Source organism: Jeotgalicoccus nanhaiensis (genome assembly GCF_015235105.1).
GTDB classification, from domain to species: Bacteria; Bacillota; Bacilli; order Staphylococcales; family Salinicoccaceae; genus Jeotgalicoccus; species Jeotgalicoccus nanhaiensis.
The window spans coordinates 94,291-109,900 of record NZ_JADGLW010000005.1 but is presented as its reverse complement, the minus strand read 5'-3'; the positions used below and the strand labels follow the sequence as shown (position 1 = coordinate 109,900).

Genomic DNA, 15,610 nt, shown 5'->3' with positions numbered 1-15,610 from the left:
GAATCGTGAAAGTAGGAATTATTGCGGACGATTTAACCGGTGCAAATGCCACCGGTGTCCGGCTCAGTAAAAATGGTTTTCATCCGGCAACGTATTTTCATTACAACGATTTAATGCAAGATGATGAAACCGATGCAATCATAGTAGATACAGACAGCCGTTACGCTTCAAAAAAAGTGCTCGACTACAGAGTCGGCGGCTCTCTTCGTAAGCTGAAAGACTGGGGCGCAGACATACTGTGCAAACGCATTGACTCTACGCTCCGCGGCAACGTCGGTATTGAAATAGATATGATTCTCGATACAGTCGGACCGGATTCAGTCGGAGTAGTTGTGCCGTCGTTTCCGGATTCGGGAAGGGTGACAGTCGGTGGCTATCTTTTGGTCGATAACCTGCCGCTCCATAAAACAGATGCAGCAAACGACCCGATTACTCCAATTACAACATCATATGTCCCAGAAATTATTTCTTCTCAGACCAGTAGTAAAGTCGGGGTCCTGACCATTAATGATATGACGGATGACCGCGATATATTTATCCGCAGCTTTAAAAAACTGGTAGATGACGGCAATAAGATCATCGTTCTCGATGCAGTGACGAATAACGATATTGAGTTTATTGCAGAAACACTTTGCGGTTATACGGATAAAAAAATTGTACCGATTGATCCGGGACCGTTTACGTCGCTCTATGCTAAATACCGGGCGGATCAGGTCGGAGACGACCGCAAAATTATCGTTACAGTCGGCAGTGCAACGAAAGTGTCGGAAAGACAGCTCGTGTATTTAATCGACAGACTGAAATTAACACCGGTTATTCCCGATATTAACAAACTTGCAACCTTTGATAAAAACTGGCATGACGAAGTCGAGAAAAGCGTGAAGCTGGCCAAGGAACGCATGGAGGAAAACGAAGTCGTTGTTATTACTACCAATGAAGAAAACCTCGTTATTATCGACATTAAAAAAATTGCGGCATCACACGGTGTTACGCCAGATCGTGTGGCTAAACGCATTACCGACGGTCTGGCGACAATTACGAAACGGCTGCTCGACGAAGCGGACCACGAAATTAAAGGCTGTTACGTCAGCGGCGGTGATGTAACAGCATCACTTGCGAGTATTACGCTTGCGAGCGGAATTAAATTGATCGATGAAGTTGGTCCGCTGATTGCATACGGCCATCTGCTCGGCGGAAAATATGAAGGTCTGCCTCTGGTAACTAAAGGCGGCATGATCGGCAGCAGGCACACACTCTATGAAGCGGTGCAGTATTTAAAATCAAAATAGGAGGAATTATATATGACAAAAGCAATTATTGCAGTACCAATGGGAGATCCGGCAGGGATTGGTCCGGAAATTACAGTGAAATCATTTTTAAACAGCGAGGTGCTTGAAGCGGCAAATTCAATCGTTGTCGGCGATAAAAAAATTATCGATAAGGCACTGGAAATTACAGGCACTGATTTGCCGGTAAACGTAATTAAAGAAGTCGAAGAAGCGGACTTTTCAGGCAAGGCAATCAATCTAATCGATTTAAATAATGTCGATACAGAAACTTTCCAATTTGGAGAAGTTCAAAAACAATGCGGTAAAGCTGCCTTTGAATACATCGAATATGCAATTAAACTCGCTATGGACGGAAAAGTTGATGCACTGGCAACAACACCGATTAACAAAGAATCGCTGAAAGCGGCTGAAGTGCCGTTTATCGGACACACTGAAATGCTTGAAGAGCTGACGAATTCGCACGATCCATTAACGATGTTCCAGGTGAAAAGCCTGCGCATATTCTTCCTGACGCGCCACTTGTCCGTAAAAGATGCGATTGACCAGATGACAGCTGAACGTGTGCACGATTACATTAAACGTTCGTATGACGCTTTAATTAAACTTGGTGTTGAAGCACCAAAACTTGCAGTGGCAGGATTAAACCCTCACAGCGGAGAAGGCGGACTATTCGGCAACGAAGAAATCGATGAAATTACTCCGGGAATCAAACGTGCACAGGCAGACGGCTACGAAGTCGCAGGACCGGTTCCTGCAGACTCTGTATTCTTCCAAGCACTTAACGGACGTTATGATGCAGTCATTTCTCTCTACCACGATCAGGGGCACATCGCAGCGAAAATGACGGATTTCCACAAAACAATTTCGATTACAAACGGCTTGCCTTTCCTGAGAAGCTCAGTAGATCACGGTACAGCATTCGATATCGCAGGACAAAATATTGCATCCAGCGAAAGCATGGAAGAATGTATTAAACTCGCAGGAGAATATGCATTAACTTTCAGAAAATAATTCCAGGGCGGTTTATCCGCCCCTTTAATTTACATAAAATGAAAACGCTTTTTGATGGAGGGGAAATTATATGACAGATGTTTCATCGACACAAATGATAGTCGGTCTGGTTATCGGCATCGCACTGCTTATCTTTTTAGTGCTTAAGACTCGCATACATGTATTCCTTGCTTTACTTATCGCGGCAGTAATGACCGGTATTATCGGGGGGATGTCACCTGAAGATACTATCGGAACAATTTCTTCCGGCTTTGGTTCAACTCTGGCTTCAATCGGTATTATTATTGGACTTGGAATTATGATGGGTAAAATTATGGAAATTTCAGGTGCTGCAGAAAAACTGGCATATACGATGATTAAGTTTATTGGACGGAAAAAAGAAGAATGGGCAATTGCGGTCAGCGGTTACATCGTTGCAATTCCAATCTTTGTAGATTCAGCCTTCGTAATTCTGCATCCGCTGGTTAAAGCCTTGTCACGTCAAACAGGTAAATCTGTTATTACACTTGGTGTGGCACTGGCAGTCGGTCTTGCTGCGACACATCATGCAGTGCCGCCGACACCAGGACCTCTAGGTGTAGCAGGAATATTCGGTGCTGACGTCGGTAAGATGGTTATAATCGGTCTAATTGTTTCTGTGCCTGTTGTTATTTCAGGTGTTTTATATGCACAGTGGATTGGCCGGAAAATTTACCAGCTGCCAGAAGCAGAAGGCGAAGGTTATTACCGTCCTTCTGCTAAAGAAGCATTCGCAGAATTTGAAGATGCAGTATCAGTACGTGAAAAGGAACTGCCTTCCTTTATCTTATCTGCTCTGCCAATCGCTATTCCGCTCATTTTAATTTTTAGTAATACAGGAATTAATGCTTTGCAGGACGGCGGGATAATTAATATTTCTGAAACATTACTATCATACATTACATTTTTCGGAAATCCGATTGTCGCTGTGGCTCTCGGTCTGATTTATTCTCTCTTATTCCTGACCAAAGGATATTCGAAGGGTGCTACCCTCGATGAATTGGAAACAGGAATTAAAACATCAGGTATTATACTGCTCGTTACCGGTGCAGGGGGAGCGCTCGGAGAAGTGCTGCGCGTGAGCGGTACGGGTGAAGTTATTGCGGAATATGTCGCGACGTGGAGTGTGCCGGCGATACTGATTCCGTTCTTTATCGCAACCTTTGTGCGTCTGGTGCAGGGAAGCGGCACTGTAGCAATGATTACAGCGGCTTCAATCGCTGCACCAATCGTTTCCAACATGGGGCTTGATCCTGTGCTCGCAGCCCAGGCAGCAGCATTCGGAGCAATGTGTTTCTCATACTTTAACGACAGCCTGTTCTGGGTAGTCAACAGAATGCTCGGTATAACTAAAGTTAAAGAACAGATTATGGTCTGGTCAATTCCGACGACCATCGGCTGGTTTGTCGCCGGTGTGACACTGGTTTTACTTGATTTAGTGTTCTTTTAAAACATTACAGTTATATTACGAAAGTTTGATAACTTTGAATTTAAAATATACGATAAAACACCCGCAGCCTTTGCATATCAAGGCTTGCGGGTGTTTTACGTAAAATTAACAATTATGAAGCCGCTTACTTTATATAACTCTAATCTCATAAATTTTTCTATTAGATTACAAGTCAATTACAAACGCCAAATCCCTTGAGCCATATGCTATAGTAATACTCGTGGAATGACTCGGGACAGAGTTCAATAACATTATTCCCAAACTATGGAGGATTTAAACATGAAAAAAACAATTATCTCTGCAGCATCGCTTACAGCTTTATCAGCAGTAGCTGCAGCTAATATATCAGCATCAGAAATTACAGTAGAATCAGGGGACACTCTTTGGAGCATCTCTTCAGGTACAGCACAATCAGTTAATGAAATTAAATCATTAAACAACTTAACTTCAGACCTTATTTTCCCTGGAGATGTTCTTAAAGTAGACGCTGAAGCACCAAGTGCAGCACCTGCAGAAGAAGTTGAAGTTGAAGCGGAAGAAACTGCTACTACATATACAATTGAAGCTGGCGACACTTTATTCGCAATTGCTAATCAGTTCAATGTAACAGTCGACAACCTTAAAGCTTGGAACAACTTATCTTCAGATTTAATTATTGCAGGCAAAACTATTTCAGTTGCTGAATCAGCAGCACCTGCAGCAATGACAGTAGAAGAAGCACCTGCAGAGGAAACTGCAGCTCCGGCTGAAGAAGTTTCAGCACCAGCAGTAGAGGAAGTTGAAGCAGCAGAAGCGGCTCCAGCTGAATCAGCACCAGCTCCAGCAGCAGAAGAAGTGCAAACAGAAGAAGTTTCAGCGCCAGCAGTAGAGGAAGTTGAACAGCCGCAGGCAGCAACTCCAGCAGCATCAGCACCTGTAACAAGTGCAAGCAACGGTGCAAACTACTATGACTGGGGTACATGTGCATGGTATGTATTTGAACAGCGCTCACAGCGCGGTCTTAGCGTGGGCAACATGTGGGGCGACGCTAAAAACTGGGCAGCCGGCGCTCAAGCTGCAGGTTACTCAGTAAGCAATTCACCTTCTGTAGGTGCAATTATGCAGGCACCAGCTTATACTAATGGTGCGTACGGACTTGGTCACGTTGCAATCGTTGAAAGCGTCAACTCTGACGGATCAATCGTTGTTTCTGAAATGCAGTTTAATGGCGGACTTGGAAGTGTGAGCACGAGAACACTAAGTGCTTCTCAAGCAGCAAGCCACAACTTCATTAACTAATTTAGAATAAATACAAGAGCGGGACCAGAATCTTAAAGAATTCTGGTCCCGCTATTTTTATGCAGTGGATGAGAAGGATCAATGCTCATATAGAGCATCTTTAACTTCTGCAGTACGCTGCTTCATAATTGCTTTGATATAAAGGAAACCTGTGACAGCTACGGGGATTAAACCGCCGATAACAGAGATTCCGTAATCGAGATTTAAAGTCTCCGGTGCATAAAGGAAGTAAGTTCCGACAACACCGGTCATAAACAAGGCTGGGATACCTGCAATATAATGTAACTTTCCTTCTTTTAAGAGATAAACAGTGGCAACCCACAACATTGTCGCTGCGACTGTCTGGTTTGTAAAACCGAGATATCTCCAAAGGAAGGTATAATCGATTGTTGATAGCAGGAAGGCCGGAATACCAACACAAATTGTCATCCAGATCATTTTTGGTGCTTTACGGCTCTTTCTTAGACCTGCTACGGCTTCAGTCAGCATCATGCGCGATGAACGAAGTGCAGTATCTCCTGTTGTAATCGGTAAGATAATCGCACCTAAAAATGCAAGAATCGCACCGGCAGAACCGAGCATCTCAATAGAGATTGTATCAATTACACCGGCAGGTCCGCCTGCAGCAAGTGCATCAGCCAGTCCGCCTGTGCCGTGGAAGAAAGTCATACCCGCAGTCGCCCAGATTAATGCAATAACACCTTCAGCAATCATGGCGCCGAAAAATACTTTTCTGCCATCTGATTCTTTCTTAACTGTACGCGCAATAATCGGACTTTGAGTTGAATGGAAACCGCTGATTGCGCCGCATGAAATTGTTACCATGATTAATGGCCAAACAGGCAGTCCTGCAGGGTGCTGGTTTTCAAAAGTCAGGTTTGGAATTGGGGTGCTTGAAAACATTAGACCAATCATTACTGAAACTGCCATAATAATCAACACAGCACCGAAAAATGGATAAATACGGCCGATGATTTTATTAATCGGCAATACTGCGGCCATAACAAAGTATGCAAAAATAATAACTAAAGCAGCAAAGAATGGAATGGCACCATTGGTTTTTAAGGAAATCAATTCTGCGGGACCTGCTGTAAACGCTGCAGTCACAAGAATCATTAAGGCTAGTGACACGATGTAGATAAAAGCTTTAACACCTTTTCCTAAGTATCTTTCTACCAGCGCGGGAAACTGCGAACCGTTATGTCTCAGACTGAGCATACCGGCAAAATAATCGTGAACAGCACCGGCAAAAATACAGCCGACAACTATCCAGATTAAGGCGGGCGGTCCGTAAACGGCACCTGCAACCGCACCGAATACAGGACCGAGTCCTGCGATATTTAATAACTGAATCAGCCAGCCTTTAATCGGGTGCATCGGCATGTAGTCGACACCGTCGTTAGTTTCATAGGCCGGAGTGGGATTTTTATCATTGATTACAAATATCTTTTCAACAATTTTCCCGTAAATCATATATCCTGCAATTAATAAAAATAAAGCTGTAAAAAAAGTAAGCATGGCAGTCCTCCTGCAACTGTATTTATAAAAATTTAATGCTAAGTGTAGCAAGACTGGTAACATTCGTCAATGAAATTTCAGATAATTTAGACTTAATAGAAAATTAAAGCGTTTACATCCTGATTCATTAAGATTTGAACATCTATAAACCGCAATCAAAAAGCAAAAAGCATCTGTTCCGAATGGAAGCAGATGCTTGCACATAATTTATTTTGAATATCTGTTTTCTTTAAACGGCAGGCCGAGTTCATCCCGCAAAGTTTTGCCGCTGTATGATGTATCGTAATATCCTTTAGCAGTTAAAATCGGAATCACTTTTTCGATAAAATCGTGGAAGAAGTCTCCGAGTACATGCGGAGTCAGAACAAATCCGTCAGCGCCTTTGTTATCAACCCATTCAATAATCTGGTCAGCGACCTCTTCATATGTCCCCATAAATGGACTTTCACGTGTTGTTTCTTCCATGGCCACCTGACGCAGAGTTAGTTTGTTTTCCTTAGCGCGTTTTTTAATTTCGTCAGTTGTCGACTGGAAACTGTTCTTACCGATATCTCCAAGTTCAGGAAACGGTGCATCGACGTCGTACTGGCTGAAATCGTGATGATCGAAGTAACGGCCGAGATAAGCGAGAGCTTCTTCAATCGTTACCAGATTCTTAATGTATTCGTAACGTTCGCGGACCTCATCCTGGTCTTTGCCGACAATCGGCTGCAGGGTCGGGAATACTTTAATTTCGTCAGGGCTGCGGCCGTTATCCGCTGCCTGCTGGCGCAGGTCTGCATAACTTTTTTGCGCTTTTTCCAGAGTGCTCGCATTGGTGAAGACAGCATCGGCATTTCGTGCTGCGAATGCTGATCCTTTTTTAGAAGCACCTGCCTGAAAAATTATCGGCTGGCCCTGAGGAGAGCGTTCGATATTGAGCGGTCCCTGGATCTTAAAGAATTCACCTTCGTAATTCAGCTGATGCATTTTCTCTTTATCGAAGTACTGCCCGCTCTTTTTGTCGCGCACAAAAGCATCATCTTCAAAGGAATCCCACAAGCCTTGAACGACTGCGAGGTGTTCATCTGCGATATCGTAGCGGAGACTGTGCTCCGGATGTTTGTCTTTGCTGAAGTTTTTCGCACTGCCTTCAAGCGGAGATGTAACGACGTTCCAGCCCGCGCGGCCGCCGCTCATTATATCAACTGATGCGAGCTGGCGTGCAATTGTAAACGGTTCGCTGTAGGACGTCGATACCGTTGCAACCAGACCGATATGAGATGTAATCGGAGCAAGAGCTCCGAGCAGCGTTAACGGTTCGAAGCGGCTTAAAAAGTGCGGAATTGATTTATCGTTTATATACAGGCCGTCAGCTACAAAGATGAAAGAAAAACCTGCATCTTCAGCCTTTAAAGTAATATTTTTGTAATGCTCGAAATTGACGCTCGCATCACTTGGAACATCTTCGCTTCTCCATGCATTCATGTGCCCGCCGGGGCCGTGCAGCATAACTCCGAATTGTACTTTCTTACTCATAATATCCCAGCCTTTTCTTTGTGTATGGTATGAATCGGTGCAAGTGTTTCAATTGTAAGGTTGCGGAGGGCAGCATCTGCTGTCGGCAGATGGAACATGAACTCATCGATTGGACAGCTGTTGCTGAGTTCATTTAATTTCGATAAAATCTCGTCCTTTGTGCCGAGTATCATATCCAGCTGACTCTTCTCTACTTCAATTTTTTCATCGGTATTTTTAATATAGTCATTGACCTGTTTTTCTGTAGTGACACGCAGTGTTCTGCCATCTTTGAATTTAAGAGAGTAGACTGAATTTTCTTCTTTCGCAGCTTTCTTTTCTTTTTCAGTTTCAGTTAAGAGCACTGATAAGGCAGCAATGAATTTCCCACCAGGATACAATTCTTTGTAAGCTGAGGCGACTTCTTTCAGCAAGTTTTCATCATTTTTAATAAAATGAGCAAAGATATAATTCACTTCATTGTCAGCAGCAAATTTTGCAGATGATAAACTGCCGCCGAGCAAAAATAAATCAGGTTTCGAAGATTCAGTGTCTACGGATATTTTAAGTACTTTGTGATTATCATGGGTACCGTCCACGAAAGATTTCAAACTCAGGAATCGGTCATTAAAGGAGTCAATGTCGGACCGAAGCTCGTGCTGCAGCGCAGCAGTTGCGAGCGGTGTTCCGCCGGGAGCCTTGCCGACACCGAGATTGACGCGTCCGGGAGCGAGATGGCTGATCAGCTGGAACTGCTCGGCTACGTGAAAAGGATTGTGATGGGACAGCATGACACCGCCTGCTCCGACATTTATATTTTTTGTCTGGTTAAGAAGATGTGTTACTAAAACTTCAGGTGATGTACCGATGACATTTTCCATATTGTGATGTTCCGATACGAAGTAACGTTTGTAGCCAAGGCGATCAGCCAGCTTCGCAAGCTCTGTCGTATGGCCGAGAGACTGTTCGACAGAATGTCCGTTAAGTACAGGGCTTTGATTTAAAATATTAAACTCCATGAAATTCTCCTTCCAATAAATAAATTCCTAATATGTAATATGGTTTTCCTAGTCAATAACTATGAATTGAAATTAATGATATCACGTATTTAGAATAATTCAATAATTTAAACAGCATTTATCAAATAAAACTTACTTTTCTACTAGGAATTAAGGAAGGAGGGTGGTTCATTGACCGAGTAAGCTGTTTATCCGGCAGAAGAAGCAGGCTCATTGGCCGGCTAAAGTGTCTGCCCGGCAGAAGAGGCAAGCTCATTGACCGGCAAGCGGCCGGACTTGTCAAAAACATCACAAAAAAGCCAGCCGCGGACTTCCACGGCTGGCTGGATAAATATATATTAACCTTTATGACTCAAAACAGGTTCTGTTTTAGCAAAATCTGTCTGTTTTAATTCTTCTATACGCTCTTTAACGAAGTCGCTGGTCATGTTGTGTTCAACGATATATCTGTTGCGCGGGTGTTCTGCACATTCGATGGAACATCCGCCGAGGTGATAGTGCTGGTTTTCTTCAGACGCTAAAATTTGAGCATTGCAGACAGGGTTCGCACAGTTGATATAACGTTCGCACGGTTCGCCGTCAAAGTGATCGCGGCCGACAACTACGTGTTCAACCTGATTAATCGGGACTGTCAGTCTTTCATCAAAGACGTACATCTGTCCGTCCCACAGCTGACCTTTAGCGACAGGGTCTTTCGAATATGTTGCAACGCCGCCGTGCAGCTGTGCTACATTATCAAAGCCTTCATTTTTCAGCCATCCTGAGAATTTCTCACAGCGGATTCCGCCTGTGCAGTACGTGAGAATCTTCTTGCCTTCAAACAGATGCTTGTTGTCGCGCACCCATTGCGGTGTATCTCTGAATGTTTCAACTTCCGGCTTGATTGCGCCGCGGAAGTGGCCGACGTCGTATTCATAAATGTTGCGAACGTCGAGAACTACGGTATCATCGCGCTGCATCTGTTCGTAGAATTCTTGAGGCGATAAGTATTCACCTGTCTGTTCACGCGGGTCGATGTCAGTATCAAGGCTCAGGTTAACAAGCTCAGGACGCGGACGCACGAACATTTTCTTAAATGCATGTTCATCGGCTTCATCAATTTTAAAGACAATATCTTTAAATAAAGGGTGTGCTTTCATATATTCCATATAGCGTTCAGTCTGTTCGTAATCGCCTGAAACCGTTCCGTTGATACCTTCTTCGGCAACAAGAATACGGCCTTTCAGCCCGAGGTCCTTACAGAATCTTAAATGTTCTGCCGCAAATGTTTCCGGATCTTCTACATCCGTGTAGTAATAGTAAAGTAAAACTCGATATTTCATTATATTTTCCACCTATCAAATTTATTTGCAGGATAAATCCTGATAGTTTTACAGACATTATTGTATCAGATTTTGACACTATTTAGTACGAAAAAATACACAACATAGTGACAGTTTTCTAATTCTGCCTGTAAGTGTGTTAAAATTTAATAAAGATAAGGAGTGGTCTGATGGACGTTAAAATTTATACTGATATCGCATGTCCGTTTTGCTATATCGGCAAGAAGAACTTTGAAAAAGCACTGGCTGAATACAAAACAGATGCAAAAATTAATATAGAGTACGCAAGCTATGAACTGGATAACCAGGCGCCGAAAGTACCTGAGAAAAATATGTATGAAGTCCTTGCGGAAAAGCATGAGAAACCGCTGGATGAAGTTAAAGAAATGGTGAATCTTATCGTCGAACAGGGCAAAATTGCCGGTATCGAATTCAATATGGATAAAGTTATCCCGGCGAATACGAGAGATGCGCACAGATTATTAAAACTGGCGTATGAATTCGGACTCGGAGAAGCGGTGCTTGAATCGCTGCACCGAGCATACTTTACAGAAGGTAAGAACGTCAGCGATAAAGATGTTCTCTTAGAAATTGCCAAAATGAACGGCATACCAGAAGTACCCGCACTCGAAGTGATTAACGACCCGAGCTTATTTTTGGAAAATGTTATCGGCGACTTTAATATGGCGAAAGTAAACAAAGTCCGCACGCTGCCGTATTACATATTCGATGAGAAATTTGCAATCAGCGGCGCCCGTGAACCTCGTCATTATACTATTGCTTTAAACAAAACGCTGCAGCCTGAATAACTTTATAGAAAAACTCCGCAGCCTTCTGATTGCGGAGTTTTTTCCATCCCCATGGAAATCAATTTTCTGCGGGTACGTTTCTTCCCGGTTTAATCAGTTTAATTAAATGATACACAGCGCCAGCGATAAGAAGTAGCGGAACGATAATTAAAATCAGGAAGAACAGCGATCCGATAAACTCGCCAAAACCGAATGATGCGAAAAATTCAGATGTTGTAACTTCCAGAAGCGGCGGTAAAAATGCGAAATAATAAATCAGGCCGACAACAGCTAATGTGACTAAGTAAAATATCATATTCGAAATATGATACGGAACAGTGTTTTTATCAAACTTGAACATTATAAAACCCCTTACATTTTTAGTCTTTAAAATAGTATACAACAATGTATAATTATATGCATAGCTTATTGACGGTATTTTAAGAAAATTAATATTAAATGGAGGAAAACGAATGGCTTTACGTTTAGCAGAAAGCGATGATGTACCTTACATAATGGAAATTATCAGAAAAGTAATACCGAGAATGCACGCAGCGGGGAATTATCAGTGGGATGAATACTACCCGACTGATGTGACCTTCAAAAAAGATATAAAAAACGGCACACTCTACGTTTTTGAAGAGGAAGCAGTTCTTAAGGGATGCATCGTTGCCGATGACAATCATGCGTTTGCTTATGACGATATTCCTTGGGAGCTTGCACGCATGGACTGTCTTGCCCTTCACAGGCTCGCTGTTGATCCGCAGTATCAGGGGCAGGGACTTGCACAAAAAATATTAAAAGGCATTGTGGAAATCGGACGGGAAAAAGAATATCTCGGCATACATACCGATACTTCGCAGGAAAATAAACCGATGCAGCAGCTGTTTCAAAAGCTCGGCTTCGATTACAAGGGGCATCTGAATCTCGATGATAATCTGGATAACTGGTATGCGGCCTACGAAAAAATTTTTTAGAAAACGATTGCAATCCGGAGTGTAAAAAGCTATGTTAGTTGAGATGAAAAAATCAAGGGGGATTTAGTGTGAAATTATTAGCAAAATTAATTGCGGGTATCGTTGCCGGTATTCTGGTGGGAGGAATATACTACCTCGTAGGTGACGGAGGCACTGCAGGTTCTATTATGGAAGCTGTTGTCAGGTTATTCGTAACGATGCAATCAGTGCTTGGAGCGTTTATCTTCTTTACAATTCCATTTATTATTCTATTTTTTATTGCATCGGGGATTTCAAAAATCGGTACAGGGTCGGGTAAGGTCGTCGGCGCGACTTTAGGAGTAGCATACATATCAACGCTCGGCGCGGGTCTTTTGGCTTTTGCCGTAGCAAGTTTTATCATGCCGCGTATTACAGGGGATAGTTCAGTGCCGGAAGAGGGTGCTGAAATTGCTCCGTTCTTAGAATTTGATATTCCGCCTGTCATGGATATTTTACCGGCGCTTGTACTGGCTTTTGCCGTCGGTATCGTTATGAACATTCTAAAACTGGACTTAATGATTAAGTTCTTTGATCAGGGGAAAGATATCACAGAATTTATTATTGAAAAAGTGATTATCAGAATTTTACCATTCTACATTGCGGGAGTATTCGCAGGCATGGCAGCGACAGGAACTGTATTTGACACGCTGCTCGTGTTTGGTGTCGTACTGCTTGTAGCAGTTATTCTGCATTGGGTATGGCTGATGCTTCAGTATACAATTGCGGGTTCATTATTAAAGCAGAATCCGTTTAAGATGCTGAAAAATATGCTTCCGGCGTATTTTACAGCACTCGGTACCATGTCGAGTGCTGCAACAATTCCGGTAACACTGGCCAGAACTAAAGAAAATGGTGTTCGCGGGCGTATAGCGGACTTCGTAGTGCCACTTTGTGCGACTATTCATCTGTCCGGCAGTACGATTACAATCGTCAGCTGCTCCATTGCGGTAATGACGATTCTCCCGGCCTATGATATGCCGGGGCTGTGGGAAATGCTTGGTGTAATACTCCTCTTAGGTGTTGTAATGATTGCAGCTCCGGGTGTGCCGGGTGGTGCGATTATGGCAGCGAGCGGTGTGCTGATGTCTAATCTTGGATTTAATGAAGCGGCAGTTGCCTTTATGATTGCCTTATACGTTGCCCAGGACAGCTTTGGTACAGCAACTAACGTTACAGGTGACGGTGCTGTTGCGGCAATCATCGATGCGTATGAACAAAAATTGAACAAAAAAGCTTAAATTTTATACGAAGAAAAGAAAGACAGCCGGGCATGCGTGCCTTGCTGTCTTTTTTTCGTTATAATTGAAAGGATAGAAAATGTGAATTTTAGATAGAGGGAATAATGTGAAGTCAAAAGTTATTTTATATTTGGTTATCGTCATCTGCTTTTTGGATTTATTTATCCAGCTGCCGATTATTACGCCGTTCGCTTTAGAGCTCGGTGCTTCAGAATTTACAGCAGGTATTGTCGTTGCGATGTATTCGCTGTTCAATATGGCAGGAAACATCGCCGGCGGCTTTCTCTCAGATAAGTTCGGACGCAGAAATACGCTGTTATTCGGCATGATTATGCAAGTATTTTTCGTGCTGATTTATACGATGACGCCGTCGATCGCAATACTGCTTGGTGTCAGAGCCATACACGGTTTTTCAAGCGGTCTGCTCACTCCGGCGTCCTTCAGTTTAATCGCTGATATTTCCCGGAAGTCGGCCATTGGCAAATCGATGGCCTTGACCGGTGTTGCCATCGGAACAGCGGCAATAGTCGGACCGGCTGCAGGCGGTATTATTTCAAGTGCTGTCAGCTACGAAATGGTGTACTTCATCTTATCCGGGGTATACGTATTTGGAACGCTTTTAACCTTCTTTGGTATTAAGGAAAGTTCGACAGACGAAAGCAGAACGCGTCACGCGGCAACACCTTTTAAAGAACTGCTGCTCCGGCCGTCCTTAAATGTGGCATACCTCTCATCATTTACCTTGATGATTGCCCAGGGGACACTGGCTTTCGGACTGCCGATAAAAACCGGCATTCTCGGCCTTGAAGCATCGATGACAGGCATGATGCTGAGCGTGTTTGGTGTGACGGCAATTATTGTTTTTGCGACACCGATTAATAAAATATATTCGCGCTATAAAAGTGAAAGTCTCGTTGCCGCCGGCATCCTGATTTTAAGTGCCAGCATGATACTGCTGCACTTCGCTCCGTCGTCAGGTTTTGTCTTTTTAGTCATGGTGATTTACGGATTCGGATTCGGTTTTATCTTCCCGTCGATGAATAAGATTATCGCGGAACATTCTGAAATGAATGAGCGGGGCAAGGCAAACGGAATCTTTTACTCTTATTTTTCACTCGGCTCTGTAGCGGGCTCTGTGCTTGCAGGCTATTTTGCAACGGTGTTTAATCTGCCGTTTCTCGGTATCGGTCTGCTGACGCTTGTCATGCTTGTAATTTTAATGTTTATTCGTTACAGACTGGAAATAAGCCGTCAATAGGAGGATTGTTATGACAAAGAAAAATGTACTGCTTATGGGTGTACATGGCAGAATCGGCGAGCATCTGTATTTAGAGCTCAACGAAGCGGCTAACCTGTTCGCTTTTTCAAGTCCGAAACAGGCGCCGGATTACGAAAATATTACATTTATTAAAAAAGATTTATTTATTTTACCTGAAGTTGAAGAAGCGCTCAGGAATATTGATGTGGTAATTTTTTACGAAGACCCGATTATGCGGCTCAACAGGCTGACGCAGGGGAAATTTTACGATTTATATTTGCTGATTGCGGATAATATCGCACGGGCGGCAAGCACTAATAACGTGGAACAGATAATATATATCGCCGATGAACTGTCAGACGGCAGTATTTTATCGATATTAGGTGCTTACGGTACCAGGGTTCAGAAAACAGAAACGCCTATCCGCCGCTACGGCAAAAACCTGACTTATAAAACGAAGGATTATAACAATGTACGGAGCGTGCAGCGAGCTCCGCTGCCTCCGGGATGGACACTAGAGAATGTGGCATGGTATTACTTCGCCTGGCTCGATGAAATCATTTACGATTTCGTTAATACCCGCATCGAAAATAATACGGTGTATATAAATGTGCTCGATAAGCCGAAACCGGTGCTTGTCTTAAAATTTAATGAGGCCCGTTCTGAAGAGGATATTGTGCTGTTTGAAATTACAGGCGGGAGCCTGAAGAAACGCTCGACAAATAAAGAACAGCGCTTTGAATTCAGAAAGCTGCCAGAGAGAGAAGAGTTCATTATGGCACTGCACGACTTTGAACCATCACTGCCGTGGCCGGTGTTTAAAATGACACAGGCTCCAATCCACTCGCTTGTCAGCAGAATTTATCAGGTTGAAATGATTATTAATAAAGATGTGCCTGAACAGCGGCCGCGCAGAAATAAATAAA

At 43.3% G+C, this 15,610-nt stretch carries 14 protein-coding genes; 9 read left to right on the top strand and 5 right to left on the bottom strand.

Annotated features, from left to right (window positions below; all coding sequences use genetic code 11):
* Positions 1-5: 5 nt before the first annotated feature.
* From IR135_RS11670 to IR135_RS08170, 4 genes are all read left to right on the top strand, one after another.
* A complete protein-coding gene (locus IR135_RS11670; protein WP_135098439.1) occupies positions 6-1,289 on the top strand; it encodes a four-carbon acid sugar kinase family protein in 1,284 nt (427 codons plus the stop codon).
* Positions 1,290-1,301: 12 nt separating this feature from the next.
* A complete protein-coding gene (gene pdxA, locus IR135_RS08180) occupies positions 1,302-2,300 on the top strand; it encodes a 4-hydroxythreonine-4-phosphate dehydrogenase PdxA (RefSeq protein WP_115885903.1) in 999 nt (332 codons plus the stop codon).
* Between the two features lie 70 nt (positions 2,301-2,370).
* Entirely contained in the window at positions 2,371-3,768 is a 1,398-nt protein-coding gene (locus IR135_RS08175) for a GntP family permease (protein WP_135098437.1), read from the top strand.
* Between the two features lie 279 nt (positions 3,769-4,047).
* Positions 4,048-5,046 (top strand): CHAP domain-containing protein, encoded by a 999-nt coding sequence (locus tag IR135_RS08170; protein ID WP_167753396.1) that lies wholly within the window; start codon positions 4,048-4,050, stop codon positions 5,044-5,046.
* 78 nt (positions 5,047-5,124) lie between these two features.
* Here the strand turns inward: IR135_RS08170 and IR135_RS08165 are convergent, their stop codons facing one another.
* From IR135_RS08165 to IR135_RS08150, 4 genes are all read right to left on the bottom strand, one after another.
* Positions 5,125-6,564, bottom strand: a complete 1,440-nt coding sequence (locus IR135_RS08165) for a carbon starvation protein A (RefSeq protein ID WP_135098433.1) — start codon at positions 6,562-6,564, stop codon at positions 5,125-5,127.
* Between the two features lie 207 nt (positions 6,565-6,771).
* Positions 6,772-8,082: an LLM class flavin-dependent oxidoreductase gene (locus IR135_RS08160; protein WP_135098432.1), complete on the bottom strand. Its 1,311-nt coding sequence runs from the start codon at positions 8,080-8,082 to the stop codon at positions 6,772-6,774.
* On the bottom strand, positions 8,079-9,080 hold the full coding sequence (locus tag IR135_RS08155; protein ID WP_135098430.1) for an MsnO8 family LLM class oxidoreductase: 1,002 nt from the start codon (positions 9,078-9,080) through the stop codon (positions 8,079-8,081). The genes IR135_RS08160 and IR135_RS08155 overlap by 4 nt, the downstream gene beginning before the upstream one ends.
* A gap of 338 nt (positions 9,081-9,418) precedes the next feature.
* Positions 9,419-10,402 (bottom strand): rhodanese-related sulfurtransferase, encoded by a 984-nt coding sequence (locus tag IR135_RS08150; RefSeq protein WP_135098428.1) that lies wholly within the window; start codon positions 10,400-10,402, stop codon positions 9,419-9,421.
* A gap of 170 nt (positions 10,403-10,572) precedes the next feature.
* Between IR135_RS08150 and IR135_RS08145 the strand changes: the two genes are divergently transcribed.
* Positions 10,573-11,211: a DsbA family oxidoreductase gene (locus tag IR135_RS08145; RefSeq protein ID WP_135098426.1), complete on the top strand. Its 639-nt coding sequence runs from the start codon at positions 10,573-10,575 to the stop codon at positions 11,209-11,211.
* A 58-nt stretch (positions 11,212-11,269) separates the two neighbouring features.
* Here the strand turns inward: IR135_RS08145 and IR135_RS08140 are convergent, their stop codons facing one another.
* Positions 11,270-11,551 carry a hypothetical protein gene (locus IR135_RS08140; RefSeq protein WP_135098424.1) on the bottom strand — a complete coding sequence of 94 codons (282 nt, stop codon included), beginning with the start codon at positions 11,549-11,551 and terminating at the stop codon, positions 11,270-11,272.
* A 112-nt stretch (positions 11,552-11,663) separates the two neighbouring features.
* On the opposite strand from IR135_RS08140, the gene IR135_RS08135 reads away from it, so the two are divergent.
* The 4 genes from IR135_RS08135 to IR135_RS08120 all read left to right on the top strand — a co-directional run bounded on the left by IR135_RS08135 (position 11,664) and on the right by IR135_RS08120 (position 15,609).
* Entirely contained in the window at positions 11,664-12,167 is a 504-nt protein-coding gene (locus IR135_RS08135; protein ID WP_135098422.1) for a GNAT family N-acetyltransferase, read from the top strand.
* A gap of 68 nt (positions 12,168-12,235) precedes the next feature.
* Positions 12,236-13,426, top strand: coding sequence for a dicarboxylate/amino acid:cation symporter (locus IR135_RS08130; RefSeq protein WP_135098420.1), 1,191 nt, complete (start codon positions 12,236-12,238; stop codon positions 13,424-13,426).
* A 106-nt stretch (positions 13,427-13,532) separates the two neighbouring features.
* A complete protein-coding gene (locus IR135_RS08125; protein ID WP_318272325.1) occupies positions 13,533-14,684 on the top strand; it encodes an MFS transporter in 1,152 nt (383 codons plus the stop codon).
* A gap of 10 nt (positions 14,685-14,694) precedes the next feature.
* A complete protein-coding gene (locus IR135_RS08120) occupies positions 14,695-15,609 on the top strand; it encodes a hypothetical protein (protein ID WP_135098418.1) in 915 nt (304 codons plus the stop codon).
* Position 15,610 lies beyond the last annotated feature (1 nt).